This is a genomic window from Abyssisolibacter fermentans (assembly GCF_001559865.1).
Classification (GTDB): Bacteria; Bacillota; Clostridia; order Tissierellales; family MCWD3; genus Abyssisolibacter; species Abyssisolibacter fermentans.
This window is the reverse complement of record NZ_LOHE01000028.1, coordinates 1-17096: the sequence shown is the minus strand read 5'-3', so window position 1 is coordinate 17096 and position 17096 is coordinate 1. Positions and strand designations below refer to the sequence as shown.

Below are 17096 nucleotides of genomic sequence, written 5' to 3'. Positions count from 1 at the left end.
TTTATGGGCAGGCGTTGTGAGTAAGAAGTTATTACATAATGGTGATTTATTACCAAATGGAGTGGGGCACGAATCTGAGAATCTTTGCTGGCGCCTGTAAAGAACCAATTTTTTTCATTTAATATAGAAGCGTTGAAAAAATTGTTCCTTAAAAGTTACCTGCAAAGAAACCTCAGATTGAGCCCTAGTTAATTTATTGGTTGAAACAGTTACTAGAGCAATTGGTTACTGTTTGTTTAGAGTAGATGCGATTAGAAAAAATATATGAGTAACCATTTTTAAAGTGGCTTAAGCCGCTTTTGAACATAATAAAGTTTTTTACAATAAAAATTCAAATAAATTGTTGTAAAAATATGTTGTAATTGTCTATTAGAATATCTATATAAGTTATATTGTAAAATGAATATTAATACTTTATAATTAAACTAAGATAAATGATTGTATTGATTTTAGAGTAGAAAGGAATAGGAATAATATGTCTGATTTTACACATCTTCATGTTCATACGGAATATAGTTTGTTGGATGGAGCCGCAAGAATAGATAAGCTTATAGATAAAGTAAAAGAGCTGGGAATGGATAGTATAGCTATAACAGACCATGGTAATATGTTTGGTGTAGTGAATTTTTATAAAACTGCAAAAAATAAAGGAATAAAGCCTATTATTGGATGTGAAGTATATGTGTCAAAAAGAAAATATACTGATAAAGATCCTGTTAAAGATAAAAGACAGTATCACTTAGTATTGTTAGCAAAAAATAATGAGGGTTACATTAATTTAATGAAAATAGTATCTGAAGGATATATAAATGGATTCTATTACAAGCCAAGAATAGATTTTAGTGTACTTGAAAAGTATAAAGGCGGGATAATAGCACTTAGTGCATGTTTAGCAGGAGAAGTACAATATCACCTAAATAATGATAATTATGATAAGGCAAAAGAAATTGCTTTAAAATATAGTGATTTCTTTGGTAAGGATAATTATTATTTAGAACTGCAAGATCATGGAATAGAAGAACAAACTAAGATAAATAAACAACTTATTAAGCTAAGTGAAGAAACAAACATACCAATGGTAGTTACAAATGATGTTCATTATATAGAAAAAAGTGATGCAAAGGTTCACGATGTTTTGCTATGCATACAAACAGGTAAGTCTGTTAATGAGCAAGATCGTATGAGATTTCCAACAGAAGAGTTTTACTTAAAATCAGAAGAAGAAATGAGACTTTTATTTCCTAAACTTGACGAAGCATATAAAAACACAAAAACAATAGCTGACAGATGTAATGTTAAATTTGATTTTAATACTTTACATTTGCCACAATATGAAATACCAGAGGGTTATACAAATAAGCAATATTTAAGAGAACTTTGTTATAACGGTTTAAAGGAGAAGTATGATGTAATTACAGATGAACTAAAGGAAAGACTAGAGTACGAGATTAGTACTATAGAAAATATGGGTTATGTCGACTATTTTTTAATAGTATGGGATTTTATAAAATTTTCAAAAGATAATGGGATAATGGTTGGACCTGGTAGAGGTTCAGCTGCAGGAAGCGTTGTATCTTATGTGTTAGGAATAATAGATATTGATCCAATGAAGTATAATCTAATATTTGAAAGATTTTTAAATCCTGAGAGAGTATCTATGCCAGATATAGATATTGATTTTTGCTATGAAAGAAGAGAAGAAGTTATTGAATATGTTATAAGAAAGTATGGTGCTAATAGAGTTGCTCAGATAGTTACGTTCGGTACAATGGCTGCTAGAGGAGCTATAAGAGACGTAGGAAGGGCGCTTGACATGAGCTATGGTGAAGTAGATTATGTAGCTAAGCTTATACCTATGGAATTAGGTATGAATATTTCAAAGGCGTTAGAAGTGAGTCCTAAATTTAAACAAGCATATGATAGTGAAACAAAAGTGAAAGGACTTGTAGATATAGCAAAAGCTGTAGAAGGTCTTCCTAGACATACATCTACACATGCAGCGGGTGTAGTAATATCAAAGCTACCAGTAAATGAATATGTGCCGTTAAGCAAGAATGGTGATTGCATAACAACCCAATATACAATGACAGAGCTTGAAGAATTAGGCTTATTAAAAATGGATTTTTTAGGTTTGAGAAATCTGACCGTTATTAGAGATGCAATAGATCTAATTGAAGCTAATCACAATGTGAAAGTTAGTTTTACTAAAGACGATTATGAAGATGGAAATGTATATAAAATGTTTGCAAAAGGTGAAACCTTAGGAGTATTTCAATTTGAAAGTTCTGGTATGAGACATTTCTTAAAAGAGCTTAAACCAGATTGTTTAGAGAATATAATAGCTGCAAACTCTCTATATAGACCAGGACCAATGAGTCAAATACCAACATATATAGCAAATAAAAACCACCCAGAAAGTATAAAATATTTACACCCCAAATTAGAACACATATTAAATGTGACTTATGGTTGTATGGTATATCAAGAACAAGTTATGCAAATAGTTAGAGATATTGGTGGATTTTCTATGGGAAGGTCTGACCTTGTTAGAAGAGCAATGAGTAAGAAGAAAATGAAAGTAATGGAACAGGAAAGAAAACATTTCATATACGGTAAAAAAGATGAAAACGGAGAAGTTGAAATTTGTGGTGCAATAAGTAATGGGGTAGATGAAGATACAGCTAATAAAATATATGACTTGATGATTGATTTTGCAAAATATGCATTTAATAAATCACATTCAGCTGCATATGCACTGTTGGCATACCAGACAGCATGGCTTAAATTTTATTACCCGATTGAATTTATGGCTGCACTATTAACCAGTATTATGGGAAATACAAATTCAATATCGCTATATATCCAGGAATGCAAGAGACTTAATATTGAAATATTACCACCAGATATAAACGAGAGTTATGCTTCTTTTACAGTATTTAAAGGTAAGATACGTTTTGGACTAGCTGCAATAAAAAATGTTGGTAATTCAGTTATAGAATCTATAATAAGAGAAAGAAGATCAAATGGTAAATTCATGAGTCTTACTGATTTTTGTTCTAGAGTAGATGATGGATCATTAAATAAAAGAACCGTAGAAAGCTTAATAAGAAGTGGAGCCATGGATTCACTAGGAGGAAACAGATCTCAATATTTGGCAGTACATGAACGCATTATGGCTCATATCAATAATGATAGAAAGAAAAATATAGAAGGACAATTCTCAATCTTTGATCAAATAACTGATTGTAGTATTTCAGTAAATGATGATAATTTGCCAAATATTAATGAATTTGATACTAAAAACTTGTTATCAATGGAAAAGGAAATGGCAGGCGTCTATTTAAGTGGACATCCATTATCTGAAATAGAACAAGAATTAAAAAATATATCTAGTACTAATACGAGTGAAATAAGAGAGGCAAATGAAAATCTGGGAGAAGGCAAACAGAGTACATTATTAAATGATGGTATTAATGTAACTTTAGGAGGAATTATTACTAATACAAAAGAAATGATTACTAAAAACAATAATATGATGGCATTTGTTACATTAGAGGATTTGTACGGTTCGATAGAAACTATTGTATTTCCAAAGATATTCGATAAATATGAAAAACATATAAAAGAAGATAATGTAGTAATTATGCAAGGAAGACTAAATTTAAATGAATCAGATGACCCTAAAATTATTATAGATAGAATAAAACCGTTAGTAGGTATGAAAAAACAAAAACTTTATCTAAAAATTGCAAGTAATATGGATTTAAAAATATTTAATGATATAAAAGGAATATTGAGAAGATATAATGGAAGTACACCGGTTTTTGTATATATTGAAAAAGATAAAAAAACAGTAAAAGCAGACAATCAACATTGGGCAGATGTAGACGAATCTAATTGTTTAGATAGCTTAAAAGCATTATTAGGAAGCGATAATGTTGTATTAAAGTAAAATTATCATATAAATAATCGAATTTGATAAAAAAAATATTAACTGCATAAAAAAATATGCTATAATTAAAGTAATTATGAGTAATATTGAATATGTAATAGGATATACTATTATTGTAAATTAGCAGTTATAATAAAAGTTATATATAAAGCTTGCTCAATAATAAAATAGGGAGGCAAAGCAATGTGGACAGCAGTTTATTTAGCAAATAGTTTTGAGGCTGCTCAAGACATAAAAAAGAAGTTAACATTAGAAGGCTTTGTAGTTAAAATTGAACAATTTAGTAAATATGAAAGTAATACTATTTACAAGATATTAGCTCCTGAATTTGAAGCAGAAGAGGTTCAAAATGTTATTCACGAGCTTGGTTTATAAAATATACTGATAAATGTTTTTTTAAAAACAACGTGGGACAAGTTATGTCCATGAGGGGCAAAAAAGTAAGGAGGGTATATATATGAAAAAAATAGGCATTTTAACTAGTGGAGGAGATGCTCCAGGAATGAACGCAGCTATAAGAGCTGTTGTTAGATCAGCAATATACAATGGGTTAAAAGTTATGGGAATAAATAAAGGATATCAAGGATTAATAGAGGGAAATATAACAGAAATGACACTGTCTTCTGTTGGAGATATAATTCATAGAGGAGGTACTATATTAAAAAGTGCTAGATGTGATGAATTTAGAACTGAAGAAGGTAGAAAAAAAGCAATTAATGTATTAAATGTTTTTGGTATAGAAGGTTTAGTAGTAATAGGCGGAGATGGTTCATTTAGGGGAGCAAAAAAATTAAGTGAAGCTGGAATTGCAACTATAGGATTACCTGGAACAATAGATAACGATCTTGCATATACAGATTTTACGATTGGATTCGATACAACTGTTAATACTGTATTAGATGCAATAAGTAAAATTAGAGATACATCTACATCACATGGAAGAGCAAATATTATTGAAGTAATGGGAAGACATTGTGGTGATATTGCTTTATATGCTGGATTAGCAGGAGGAGCTGAAAGTATTATTTTACCAGAGGAAGGTTTTGATATAGATGAGGTATGTAAAAAGCTTCTTCAAGGGAAAAATAGAGGTAAACTACATAGTATAATAGTTTTAGCTGAAGGTGTAGTTGCTGAAGGATCACAAAATGCTTTTGAATTAGGTAAAGAAATAGAAGACAAAACAGGTATAGAAACAAGAGTAACTGTACTTGGTCACATTCAAAGAGGTGGAAGTCCATCTACAAACGACAGGATAATGGCTAGTAGAATGGGTGCAAAAGCTGTAGAACTTCTTATGAAAGATGAATCAGGAAAAGTTATAGGAATTAAAGGAAATGAACTTTTTGCAATGGATATTGATGAAGCATTAGCTACTGATAAAAAATTTAATAAAGATATGTATGAACTTGCAAAAATACTTTCTATATAGGAGTGATTAAATGAAAAAAACAAAGATAGTATGTACTTTAGGACCATCTACAGACAAGGAAGAAATTTTAAAAAGTATGATTGTAAGCGGCTTTAATGTTGCTAGGTTGAATTTTTCGCATGGCAGCCATGATGAACAGCAAGGTAGAATCGACATGGTTAAGAAATTAAGAAAAAATGAAAATACTCCCATTGCCATTATGCTGGACACAAAAGGGCCTGAGATTAGGACTGGAGATTTCGAAAATGGCGTGGTTGAATTAAAAGAAGGGCAAAATTTTACGATTACTACAAGAGACATTTTAGGAAATGACCAAATATGTGCTGTAACATATAAAGGGCTAACAGATGATGTTAAAGTAGGGGATACAATACTAATAGACGACGGTTTAGTTGGACTTGAGGTTATTACTAAACCAAATTCTACCGATATATTATGCGTAGTGAAAAATGCTGGTGTTATAAAAAATAAAAAAGGTGTTAATGTACCGGGTGTAAAAATTAATTTACCCGCTATAACTCAAAAAGATGTAGATGATATTGAATTTGGTATAAAAAATGATATAGATTTTATAGCTGCTTCATTCATTAGAAAGTCAGCAGATGTATTAAAAATAAGAGAAATACTAGAAGCAAATAATGCATCTGACATAGAAATTATTTCAAAGATAGAAAATCAAGAAGGCGTAGATAACATTGACGAGATTATAGAAATTTCTGATGGTATAATGGTAGCTAGAGGTGACTTAGGAGTAGAAATTCCAGCAGAAGATGTACCATTAGTACAAAAAATGATAATAAAGAAATGTAATAAAGCAGGAAAACCAGTAATAACAGCTACACAAATGCTTGATTCAATGATTAGAAATCCAAGACCTACAAGAGCTGAAGTTACAGACGTAGCAAATGCTATATTAGATGGAACAGATGCAATAATGTTATCAGGGGAGACAGCAGCTGGTAAATATCCAATTCAAGCAGTTGAGACTATGTCAAATATAGCAAAGAAAATAGAAACAACAATAGATTATGAAAGAATATTAAAAAAGAAAGCTTATAGAACTATATCAGTAACAAATGCAATAAGCCATGCTACATGTACGACAGCTTTAGAATTGGGAGTAGCTGCTATAATAACTGCAACATCTTCTGGTTATACAGCAAGAGCAGTTTCTAAATTTAGACCTAAATCTCAAATAATAGCTGCAACAAGTAGTAGTAAAGTTAGAAGAAAACTATGTTTGGTTTGGGGAGTTGAATCGATTCTGATAGAAGAAAGTAATTCAACAGATGAAATTATTGAAAATTCAGTATCAAATGCAGTAATAAAGGGATATATCAATAATGGAGACTTAGTTGTTATAACTGCTGGAGTTCCAGTTGGAGTGTCTGGAAGTACGAATTTAGTTAAAATACACACAGTTGGTGAGATAGTATTTAAAGGAACAGGAATCGGAAGAAGCTCTGCTATAGGTAATGTTTGCAAAATACAAAATATAAAAGATGCAGAGGAAAAATTTGAAGAAGGAAATGTTATAGTTAGTATAGCTACAGATAAAGATATGGTAAAATATATGGAAAAAGCGGCAGCTATAATAACAGAAAAAGGCGGGCTTACTTCACATGCAGCAGTAGTAGGATTAAACCTTGGAATACCAGTCATAGTAGGTGCAGATAATGCTTTAGAAAAATTACAAGATGGAGATTTAGTAACAGTAGATGGAAATGGTGGAGTAGTATTTAAAGGAGCAGCAAGAATATTATAAAAAGATATTATTATTTATTTAATTACTGGGATATGATTTATCCCAGTTTGTTTATAATAAGGCGCAAGATGTCCTCTAACCTCTATAGGTGCGGGTACCGATTAGACTTGCAAGACAGACATTGTGAAATCTTTCGCCTTGTTGAAACGGTGTGTAGCAATTACTTCGCAATTGCTTCTGTTGTTATAACAAGGCGCAAGATGTCCTCTAACCTCTATAGGTGGCTGGCACCGATTAGATTTGCAAGAAAGGCAATGTGAAATTTTTCGCCTTGTTGAAACGGTGTGTTACAATTACTACGTAATTGCTTCCGTTGTTATAATCGAAGATTTTATTCTAATCTTTCTAAACTTAAATATTTATCCAATGGATATCTACTCTAAAAATTGATATAATATTATGGTGAAATAGTTGTTCAAAAAAAGAATTTTAATGGGGGATATACATATGATTAAAGAGACTAAGTTTAGAGTTAGATATGAAGAAACAGATCAAATGGGTATAGTTTACCATTCAAATTATTTTATTTGGTTTGATATTGGCAGGACTGAATTTTTAAGAGAAATAGGAGTGTACTATAGAGAATTAGAAGAAATAGGAGTATTGTTACCAGTTATAGATGTAGGATGTAAATATCTACAGCCGGCAAAATATGATGATGAAATATGTATAAAAACAAAATTAACTAAAGTAAGAGGAGTAAGAGTGGTTTTAAATTATGAAGTTAGATGTAATGGTAATACATTAGCTTTAGGACATACAGAACATGCATTTGTTGATAAAAAACTAAGACCAATAAATTTAAAGAAACAATTCCCGAATATATGGGATAAATTAATCAAGTCTGTATCATTAGAGTAATTAAATTAGGAGGATTGAAAATGTTAGGTAAGCTCATTTTGCTTTTTACAGTAGTGCCTTTGGCTGAGCTTTATATATTGTTAAAGGTTGCTGAAGCTACGAGTGCATTAACGACATTTCTAATAGTGATAATCACAGGGGTAGTTGGAGCATATTTAGCTAAAAGTGAAGGGAAAGCAATAATATCAAAAATTAAATATGAATTAAGTTGTGGTCACATGCCAGCGGAAAATTTGATAGATGGACTATGTGTTTTAGTAGGAGGAGCATTCTTAATTACTCCCGGAATAATTACAGACATAGCTGGATTTAGTTTAGTAATACCTTTTACAAGAGTTTTATATAAGAATTTTATAAGAATAAAATTTAATAAAATGCTTGATAAAGGTAATATAAATTTTTGGAGGTATTAGTATGCAATTGAGAAAACTAGGAAGAACAAACTTTGATGTTTCAGCTGTTGGTTTTGGAGGAATACCTATTCAAAAAGTTGATGAAAAAAAAGCAGTAGAACTAATAAAAGCCTCAAAACAAAATGGAATAAATTTCATAGACACTGCAAGAGCTTATGGAAGAAGCGAAGAATTAATAGGATATGGTATAAAAGAAACTGGTAGAGAAAATTGGTATATAGCAACCAAATCTCCAGCTAGAACATATGAAGCAATGAAGAAGGATATAGATATTAGCCTTAAAAAACTAAATATTGATACAATAGATTTATACCAAATGCATAACGTAAAGACAGTAGAAGCATATGAGCAAGTAATGTCATCAAGTGGAGCATTAAGAGCATTAAAAGAGGCTAGAGCACAAGGTAAGATTAAAGCAATAGGAATAACAAGTCATACATTAGCGATATTAGAAGATGCAGTAGAAACAGGCGAATTTGCAACTATACAATTTCCATATAATCCGGTAGAACCACAAGCGGAGGGAATATTTAAAAGAGCAAAAGAACTTAACATAGGAGTAATAGTAATGAAGCCCGTTGCTGGTGGAGCAATAAGAAATGTAGAATATTCAATAAGATATATACTAGAAAATACTAATGTTTCAACAGTTATACCAGGAATGGATAAAGTAGAACATATAAGAGCAAATACAGCAGTAGCTAATGATTTAAGACCTTTAACAGACGAAGAAAGACAAGTAATAATGACAGAAGCTAAAGAATTAGGAACAGAGTTTTGTAGACGCTGCGGTTATTGTGCACCCTGTCCACAAGGTATAGATATACCATCACAATTTATACTAGAAGCATATCTTACAAAATATGATTTAGAAGATTGGGCTAAAGAAAGATTTAATGGATTAGATAAGACTGCACATGACTGTATTGAGTGCGGTTCATGTGAACCAAGGTGTCCTTATGATTTACCAATTAGAAAGATGATGAAGAGAGTTTCAGAAAATTTTTCGAAATAAATAAAAAAAGTTTTGAATATAAGAATAAATATATTATAATTGGTTATAATTAAGAAATATGTTTTTGAAAAAAAGGGCAACTGATTTTGGTATTTTTTTGCGCTCAGCGATAGCTGAGTTTTTTTTTAGCAGAAACAAAAGCGCTTACTAATTAAGAAGAAAGTAGTAAGCGACAAAACTCGTAACTATCAATCAGATGTTTCAGGATTAATATACAAAGGTCTAGCTATAGGCTTTTCAAAATTATATCCATTAAAACTATCAATAGAATTATTATTAACCTTAACAGAAATATATTTTACATCTTTAATACTAGTAAAAGAAAACAATATAGAATCTATCATCATAGTTTTTAAATTTTCATTTCCATCATGAGCTGTTAAGAATTCTTTGCTAAAATTTAGAGTAAGTATACTATCATTAAAAGAACTATCAACAAGTTTAACATTCTTAGGAATAACATTTAACATTCCATGATATTCATAATTCTGCATAGTTTTAAAAATCTTTTGAGCTTTTGTATTAATATCATCAGAATTATTTATAGAAAGAACATCACAATCAACTAGAAAATATCTTTTACCACTATCATAAGCTAGATAAGCTTTGTTGTATATATTGTACTGTATAGAATTATTTATTTTTTTGCCATTAAAAAAAGTATCAGCCTTATTATAATCTACTAAAAACTTTATTCTTCCTACATTGGGTAGTGTTCCAACAGTTTTCATGAATGAATTCATAGCTTTTGCAGCTGTTTTAGGATTAGTGTATATAGTTTCTATTGATGGTAAATCTATATATGTGATACCATTTTTATTGGTAATATAATTAAATTTGCTTATAGGAGATATATTACTAAGACCGGTACTAAGACTTGGCGGCAATTGCAGTTCCTTTAAAGTAGAATTAAATATATTTCGCTTTACACTTTTAAACCTAGTAATAGGGATTAATTGTTCAATGCTATTATCTTTACTACAGTAATACAATGTCATAGCTTTAAGACTTTGATCAGGTATTTTATTTAAGGCCTTTACATAGGGAGAAGTACTTTTGTATTTAAGACTTAAATCAATTGAATTACAAGTATATTTATGACCTATAGCATTAGTAGTAATAACTAATTTATATTCTCCATCAGGAAGCATCATTTTTTCTTTAGACAAATCAATACTTAACTGATATGGTTTATCTGGAGAAACAACAATGTCAAATGGTTTCTTTCCATTTACCTTAGTAAAATTGACAGATTTATAGAACTTATCATTCTTGTATATTTTACCATTAAGTATGTAATCGTCATAGAAACTTAATTTTTCAATATCTTCAGATTTATAAGAAATAAATATAGTATGAGGATTAATGATTTTTTGATTTATATAATCGCATTCAAGTGAGACAAAGCTTTTAGACAAAGGTTCATTAATATTGTCTATATCAATAGATGCAATAGGACTATATCTGATGGAAATTCCAGTACCTAGAAAACCAATGAGTATAATAATGAATATATTTTTAATTGACCTAAACAATCAAATCACTCCTAATTATCTTGTATAAATATTATCAGTGAATTAAAATATACTTAAGTATAAAAATAAGTATGAAACATGTTGTAGAGGAACAAGAGCTTTTATTAAATATATAGAAAGATAGAATTTTACCACTATATAATGGAAATGATTTCAAAAATTCACAATTTCCAATGGGATATAAAACAACTATGTAAAATTTAGTAAAAACATGTTCTATATAAACCCAGATTATTCATAGAAAATTAAATACTCTACTGCATCCTTCTGATTATAAGATATCCATTAAATTCTTGACATACCAACTCGGTATGCCTTCGAATTCACTGAAATCTTCTAATTCAGAAACTTACAGCATATTATTCAAAGTTATATGAATAATCAGGGATAAAGACTAGCTTATATATATTTTACACCAGAATATGCCATAAATAAACACAAATTATATATTTTTTTTGGAAGGAGCACATAATTTGGATATACCAGTAAAAACTAATGAGTTACATGAAATAAAAATAATAGATATGAACCATTTAGGTCAAGGCTTTAGTAGAATAGATAATTTTGCAGTATTTGTTAACGGCGCAATAACAAATGATGAAGTACTAGCAAAGATAGTATTAATAAAAAAGAACTATGCAGTAGCAGAAGTAGAAAAGATTATAAAACCTTCAGAATATAGAACAGAACCAATATGTGATAAAGCAGATATTTGCGGAGGATGTCAGCTTCAAAACATGGACTACAATGCACAGCTAAAAATGAAAACAAATAGAGTAAAAAATGATTTAATGAGAATAGGTGGATTAGAAGATGTAAAGGTTAACGACACGTTAGGAATGGAGCAAATAACAAGATACAGAAACAAAGCGCAATTCCCTGTAGGTTATAGCAATGGCAAATTTAAAATAGGCTTTTACAAAAGAGGAAGTCAGCAGATAGTAGATACAGAAAGCTGTATAATACAGCATGATATAAACGACGAAGTTTTAAAAGTATTCAGGCAGTATATGGAGAAATATAATATAAAACCATATGACCAAAGAACAAGGAAAGGAATAGTAAGGCACATATTAACGAAAACATCCTTTAAAACAGGAGACTTAATGATAGTAATAATAACAAAAGGCGAAAAGCTGCCAAACAAAAAAGAATTTATAGAAATGTGCAAAAAAATACCAAATGTAAAGAGTATAATTCAGAACATAAACAACAAAAGGAGTAACGTAATACTAGGAGAAAAATGCATAACACTATACGGACAGGACAAAATAACTGATTACATAGAAGACTTAAAATTCAAAATATCACCACTATCATTCTTCCAAGTAAATCCTATGCAGACGAAAGTACTATACCAAAAAGCATTAGAATATACAGAGCTTAAAGGAGAAGAAACGGTATTTGACATATACTGTGGAATAGGAACGATTTCATTGTTTCTAGCAAGAAAAGCAAAAAAAGTATACGGAATAGAAATAGTAAAAGAAGCAATACAAGACGCAAAAGAAAACGCAAAATTAAACAACATAAACAACGCAGAATTTTATGCAGCAGCAGCAGAAGAAATATTTCCTAGGCTATATTCACAAGGTATAAAAGCAGACGTAGTAGTACTAGACCCACCAAGAAAAGGCTGTGAACAATCAGTACTAGACACAATAATACAGATGCAGCCAAAAAAAGTAGTGTATGTATCCTGCAACCCAGCAACACTAGCAAGAGATTTAAAATACCTATCACAAAACGGGTATAGAGTAGAAGAAGTCCAACCTGTGGATATGTTTGGGTTTACGGTGCACATTGAGTGCTGTGTGTTGTTAAAGAGAATAACTAAATAATATGCTTAGATGAAAGCTATCTCTTTATAGGAAAAAGAGATAGCTTTTTAAATGTATCTAAAATAAAGTAGAAAATGAGACATGAGTATAAGGTGGACATAAATAATTAGAAACAGAGGTATTAATATAGGGTAAGATACTTAAGTTGCGATAGATAAATAAAAAAGACCAGAAAGAAGGATTACATATGAAACCTTATATAGAGCAAGAATTATTAGAGATACAAGTAGAATATATAGAAAAGGAAATTAAAAAGGCTGATATGATGATTAGAAACCAATATGATGATACTTTGCATCTAGTAATACTTAAATGTAACTATGAAATAGATTTAGAAGATGCTAAAACCTTAGGAGAGAAGTTAGATTTATAAGGCATGGTATGAGAAAGTATTATATCTCCAACTTGACCTGCAAGAAGAATATGAATCATCAAATGAGGATGTATTTATAGCGGGTGTTGATTATTAATATTATAAGAGGTAGATAATTATGAATTCCAATAAAAAAGTAACACTAAATAGAAATGATTTTGATTCAATATACTGTTCTCATTGTAAAAAAGCAATAGGACTAATTAAAAGAGGGGTAGTTGGTAGGATTGAACTAAAGTGCCCCATATGCAATAATATTTTTTATCTTGAGAATATAGATACTTCGACAAAGCTTATAAATCCTATAATATCACAGATAAGTAATAGAAAACAATGTAGAAATCAAGTAAAAGAGCAATTTTTAGGCATACCAACACGAAAAGAAAAGGAAAAAGGAATAACCAAGGAACTAAAGACAGGAAAAGTACCTTTTTAATTTTAAGGGGGTTTGTGATAAGATATATAATATAAATAATCATATTTGATATAAAGTACGAAATAAATATTCTAGATGCTATAGCACATTGGTAGATTTATGTTCATTAATAAAAAATTATGGACAAATAATTGTTTATCATACTGATAAATAGGAATTTGTAGAGAAGATTATATACCCCTTAGTATAGTTGTCTGCATTTGTAGGCAACTTTTTTTAAAAACTTTGTAACGAAATCATATTTCATTAGTTAGTGAGGTGAAAGGAGGATTTGACTTTGGAATTTGAACAAGTATATAAATTGTATTTCAAAGATGTATATACATTTCTGTATGGTTTATCACAAAATAAAGCCGTTGCCGAAGATATTACACAAGACACATTTTTAAAAGCGATAAAGAACATTCATACATTTGACGGACGAAAAGATATTAAAGCCTGGCTTTTTACCATAGCACGAAACACATATTATACAGAGTATAATCGCCAAAAAATTTTCTCGCCTTACGAGCTTGAGGACAATGTGGATGGTAAAACTAATGTTTTGGATAATTTGATATTAAAAGAACAATCTATTTTGATACTAAAAATTTTGCACAATATGAGCGAACCTTATAAAGAAGTTTTTATGTTAAGATTTTTCGGCAGTCTATCTTTTAACAAAATAAGCTTAATTTTTACCAAAACTGAAAGTTGGGCGAGGGTTACTTATTACCGAGCTAAAAAACAAATATTAGAACAAATGGAGGGAAATCATAGTGAATAAAATAAATTGCAACATTGTAAAGGATATTTTGCCTTTATATGCTGATAACATTGTCAGCGAAGACACAAAGAAACTTGTTGAAGAACATCTGCTGAATTGTAATGACTGTAAAAAGGAACTTTCATTATTAAAATCCGATTTAGAAACACCTACAGTTGTTATAACTGAAAAAGATGACATAGCATTTCTGAAAAAAATAGGTTTAGATATAAAGAAAAAACGAGTATTTACTGCAATGCTCTCAGCAACTATTTCAGCCATCGTTGTAATATTATCATTTGCATATCTAACTGCACCTGAATATATACCCTATACTCAATCATCTGAGATTATTACTGTAGATGAGAATAATAACAGTGTAACGCTTTCTTTTGTTGGAGAATATGAACTAACACAAAGTGAGCAAGGAATATATAATATTAGTATTTATAATACAGCATGGAATGAAATTATTGACGCTACAAAATCCCAAACCATTACAGTAAACCCAAATAATGAAGAAGTGAACACGATTTATTATGTGTCTAACGGAGGAGAAGAGGATAAAGTAATATATGGTAAAAATCCAATTTCTAATGGCGGTGTTATTACCTTGCCACGATTGTTTTTGAATTACTATATTACTCTTGACATGTTAATTACATTTGTTTTGGTAGTATTCTTTCTAATATTCAGAAAGAGAGAAAAGGTTAAAGCTATTATAGTAAAGATTCTAATTGTTCCTGTTTCTTACTTTGTAAGTCATGTTATGATTACAGGATTTAATGCTACCTCATACTCAGCAACTCGTGATTTTTATTTGATTTTGCTTTTAGTAATACCTATTTATTCTCTATTTTATATTTTGTATAAAAAGAAACATTCGAAATTTAGGCACTAACTATTATGAGCATAACACGAAGTTCACAAATTCCAATTTGTAGTCCAACTATTGCGTATAATTCTTATTAGGCGATATGGAATTAATTGTGCATGAATATATATGCTAAGACTTAATGGTATCTCTATTCTTTGACTTTTTATAGATATATTTATTAATATTACAATAATGTTACAATTTATGGATAGGTCAGCAAAAATGATTGAGATGATAGTATAATAATAGATGTTGATAGAAAGTTTCGACACCTTTAATTATATTGTTTGTAATATTCATTATTGGTGGCGGTGTTGGTTGGTGGTTAATAAATATTAGCAGCATTATAATCAAATAAATTTTCTTGCTATTAAGCAGGATTTATTAAGGTGTCTTGTAACTAAGGCGCCTTATTTTTATGCACAAATACTGTATGTATCAAAAAATAGAAATTTGACACATGTAATCATATATATGCATATATGGAGGCTAAGGGACTAATAAAGGTAGAGGAGAAATTTTAATAATGTATGGGAGGTTATGAAACAATGGGATATTCAAAGAGGTTAGAAGAAATAATCAAACATAACAAGGATGTTAGTAGCTTGACAAAACATTATAGAGATTATGAGATTCTAGGAGCTATGCATACAGTAGTAGATTGGACGGGAGATTTTCATAGTTGTTTCTATGATTCTTTGTCAATCCAAGCCAAGGCTATAGATTTTGATTATGAGTATATCTGTGTAATTGACATAGATAAGAAGCGAATTGAAATGGAAGTAGTATGTAATCACCTAGAGATACATTGTAAAAGTTATTTATTTGGGGTATTAAATAGCATCAATGAAAAATTAGTTCATGGAAAATGTTATGTATTTGGAGATAAGGTAGTCTATAGCATGTCGGAAAATTACTCAGGGATTACAGTATATGAAGATATGTCTAGGTTTTCTCAAAATGTTTATGAGGATGTAAAAGATAGTATAAGAGTAATTTCAGAAAGTTTTAATCAAGAGTCAGTTCAGTTATGGCAAATAAGGTAGATAAGTTATATAAGGGGGTAGAAGGGATGAAGAGATTCCTAGTAGTTAGAAATTACTCAGAATATGAACAAGCTATTAAATATAGTAGTAAGGTTGAAACTATTACTGTGATTTCAGGTGAAAGAGAAAGAAAGACCTTGATTGATGTAATAAGAGCAAGCGATAGTACAAACAAGGGGACGGTTCATTTGTTTGTATAAAAATCACATTTCATATATATTGAGTATAAGGATATTTAGTAAAAAAAGTATAGCTTTTTATTGATAAAATGGAAATCAAGGTGTAGTTGAAAAATTTTATAAAAGATAGCATATTATTAAGGGCACTGATATACAAACAAAGATGTTTGATGATAGATTATTACTGTTACTATATGCCTTGTTTTAGCATTAGTATTTGCACTACAATTAAGAAATGAATGTAGTGCAGTGGCAGTGTATTATATTCTTAATAGCATTAATGTATAATAGTATCATCATATACGATTTACAAAATTATACTGGTATAACTCAACAAATTTAATGCGACATTTAATATTGCGATTTATAATATAGAATCATTTTAGTTAGCGTAAAGTTATTGTAGGAAAAAAATAAAAAAAGAAAGCACCCTTTTGTGATAATATAAGTTTGCGAAAACAAATTTAACAAAAGGATGGTGCTTTCTTATGTATGATAGTATACTACACTTTAATGAGTTTGGGGTAAAAGTTTTAGAAAAAATAATAAAAACATTTATAGAAGACAAAACACAAACTATCGGAGATTTAGTAGACATGCTGAATAAGCCGTTACAAGAACTACAA

General features: G+C 29.8%; 15 protein-coding genes. 14 read left to right on the top strand and 1 reads right to left on the bottom strand.

The features are described from left to right. The first annotated feature begins 475 nt into the window (after nt 1-475). The 7 genes from AYC61_RS01665 to AYC61_RS01635 all read left to right on the top strand — a co-directional run bounded on the left by AYC61_RS01665 (nt 476) and on the right by AYC61_RS01635 (nt 9438). Nucleotides 476-3952 (top strand): DNA polymerase III subunit alpha, encoded by a 3477-nt coding sequence (locus AYC61_RS01665; RefSeq protein ID WP_066495884.1) that lies wholly within the window; start codon nt 476-478, stop codon nt 3950-3952. Nucleotides 3953-4135: 183 nt separating this feature from the next. Beyond that, nucleotides 4136-4327 (top strand): hypothetical protein, encoded by a 192-nt coding sequence (locus AYC61_RS01660; RefSeq protein ID WP_066495875.1) that lies wholly within the window; start codon nt 4136-4138, stop codon nt 4325-4327. Between the two features lie 82 nt (nt 4328-4409). Beyond that, nucleotides 4410-5384, top strand: a complete 975-nt coding sequence (pfkA, locus tag AYC61_RS01655) for a 6-phosphofructokinase (RefSeq protein ID WP_066495874.1) — start codon at nt 4410-4412, stop codon at nt 5382-5384. Nucleotides 5385-5394: 10 nt separating this feature from the next. Beyond that, nucleotides 5395-7149, top strand: coding sequence for a pyruvate kinase (pyk, locus tag AYC61_RS01650; RefSeq protein WP_066495872.1), 1755 nt, complete (start codon nt 5395-5397; stop codon nt 7147-7149). Nucleotides 7150-7596: 447 nt separating this feature from the next. Then, the gene (locus AYC61_RS01645; RefSeq protein ID WP_202906780.1) at nt 7597-8010 is read left to right on the top strand and encodes an acyl-CoA thioesterase; all 414 of its coding nucleotides are present in this window, start codon (nt 7597-7599) and stop codon (nt 8008-8010) included. Between the two features lie 20 nt (nt 8011-8030). After that, nucleotides 8031-8423: an FxsA family protein gene (locus tag AYC61_RS01640; protein ID WP_066495862.1), complete on the top strand. Its 393-nt coding sequence runs from the start codon at nt 8031-8033 to the stop codon at nt 8421-8423. Nucleotide 8424: 1 nt separating this feature from the next. Next, a complete protein-coding gene (locus AYC61_RS01635) occupies nt 8425-9438 on the top strand; it encodes an aldo/keto reductase (protein ID WP_066495860.1) in 1014 nt (337 codons plus the stop codon). A 188-nt stretch (nt 9439-9626) separates the two neighbouring features. Here the strand turns inward: AYC61_RS01635 and AYC61_RS01630 are convergent, their stop codons facing one another. Continuing rightward, complete coding sequence (locus tag AYC61_RS01630) at nt 9627-10973, bottom strand: GerMN domain-containing protein (protein ID WP_066495858.1); 1347 nt, start codon at nt 10971-10973, stop codon at nt 9627-9629. Between the two features lie 473 nt (nt 10974-11446). Here AYC61_RS01630 and rlmD point away from each other — a divergent pair, with 473 nt between their 5' ends. The 7 genes from rlmD (at nt 11447) to AYC61_RS20910 (ending at nt 16491) form a co-directional block, all read left to right on the top strand. Next, entirely contained in the window at nt 11447-12814 is a 1368-nt protein-coding gene (gene rlmD / locus AYC61_RS01625) for a 23S rRNA (uracil(1939)-C(5))-methyltransferase RlmD (protein ID WP_066495856.1), read from the top strand. A gap of 187 nt (nt 12815-13001) precedes the next feature. Beyond that, nucleotides 13002-13187 carry a hypothetical protein gene (locus AYC61_RS01620; protein WP_066495846.1) on the top strand — a complete coding sequence of 62 codons (186 nt, stop codon included), beginning with the start codon at nt 13002-13004 and terminating at the stop codon, nt 13185-13187. A 118-nt stretch (nt 13188-13305) separates the two neighbouring features. After that, the gene (locus AYC61_RS01615; RefSeq protein ID WP_066495842.1) at nt 13306-13623 is read left to right on the top strand and encodes a hypothetical protein; all 318 of its coding nucleotides are present in this window, start codon (nt 13306-13308) and stop codon (nt 13621-13623) included. A 277-nt stretch (nt 13624-13900) separates the two neighbouring features. Further along, entirely contained in the window at nt 13901-14389 is a 489-nt protein-coding gene (locus tag AYC61_RS01610) for an RNA polymerase sigma factor (protein ID WP_066495839.1), read from the top strand. Continuing rightward, nucleotides 14382-15269 (top strand): zf-HC2 domain-containing protein, encoded by an 888-nt coding sequence (locus AYC61_RS01605; protein WP_066495836.1) that lies wholly within the window; start codon nt 14382-14384, stop codon nt 15267-15269. Before AYC61_RS01610 ends, AYC61_RS01605 begins: the two co-directional genes overlap by 8 nt. Nucleotides 15270-15793: 524 nt before the next feature. Beyond that, entirely contained in the window at nt 15794-16291 is a 498-nt protein-coding gene (locus AYC61_RS01600; protein WP_156456296.1) for a hypothetical protein, read from the top strand. Between the two features lie 26 nt (nt 16292-16317). Continuing rightward, the gene (locus AYC61_RS20910; protein ID WP_156456295.1) at nt 16318-16491 is read left to right on the top strand and encodes a hypothetical protein; all 174 of its coding nucleotides are present in this window, start codon (nt 16318-16320) and stop codon (nt 16489-16491) included. The last annotated feature ends 605 nt before the right edge of the window (nt 16492-17096 follow it).

Coding starts and splice junctions, on each gene's coding strand:
- AYC61_RS01665 (WP_066495884.1), top strand. CDS start 476: ATGTCTGATTTTACACATCTTCATGTTCATACGGAATATAGTTTGTTG.
- AYC61_RS20910 (WP_156456295.1), top strand. CDS start 16,318: ATGAAGAGATTCCTAGTAGTTAGAAATTACTCAGAATATGAACAAGCT.
- AYC61_RS01635 (WP_066495860.1), top strand. CDS start 8,425: ATGCAATTGAGAAAACTAGGAAGAACAAACTTTGATGTTTCAGCTGTT.
- AYC61_RS01660 (WP_066495875.1), top strand. CDS start 4,136: ATGTGGACAGCAGTTTATTTAGCAAATAGTTTTGAGGCTGCTCAAGAC.
- AYC61_RS01620 (WP_066495846.1), top strand. CDS start 13,002: ATGAAACCTTATATAGAGCAAGAATTATTAGAGATACAAGTAGAATAT.
- AYC61_RS01615 (WP_066495842.1), top strand. CDS start 13,306: ATGAATTCCAATAAAAAAGTAACACTAAATAGAAATGATTTTGATTCA.
- pyk (WP_066495872.1), top strand. CDS start 5,395: ATGAAAAAAACAAAGATAGTATGTACTTTAGGACCATCTACAGACAAG.
- AYC61_RS01645 (WP_202906780.1), top strand. CDS start 7,597: ATGATTAAAGAGACTAAGTTTAGAGTTAGATATGAAGAAACAGATCAA.
- pfkA (WP_066495874.1), top strand. CDS start 4,410: ATGAAAAAAATAGGCATTTTAACTAGTGGAGGAGATGCTCCAGGAATG.
- AYC61_RS01600 (WP_156456296.1), top strand. CDS start 15,794: ATGGGATATTCAAAGAGGTTAGAAGAAATAATCAAACATAACAAGGAT.
- AYC61_RS01640 (WP_066495862.1), top strand. CDS start 8,031: ATGTTAGGTAAGCTCATTTTGCTTTTTACAGTAGTGCCTTTGGCTGAG.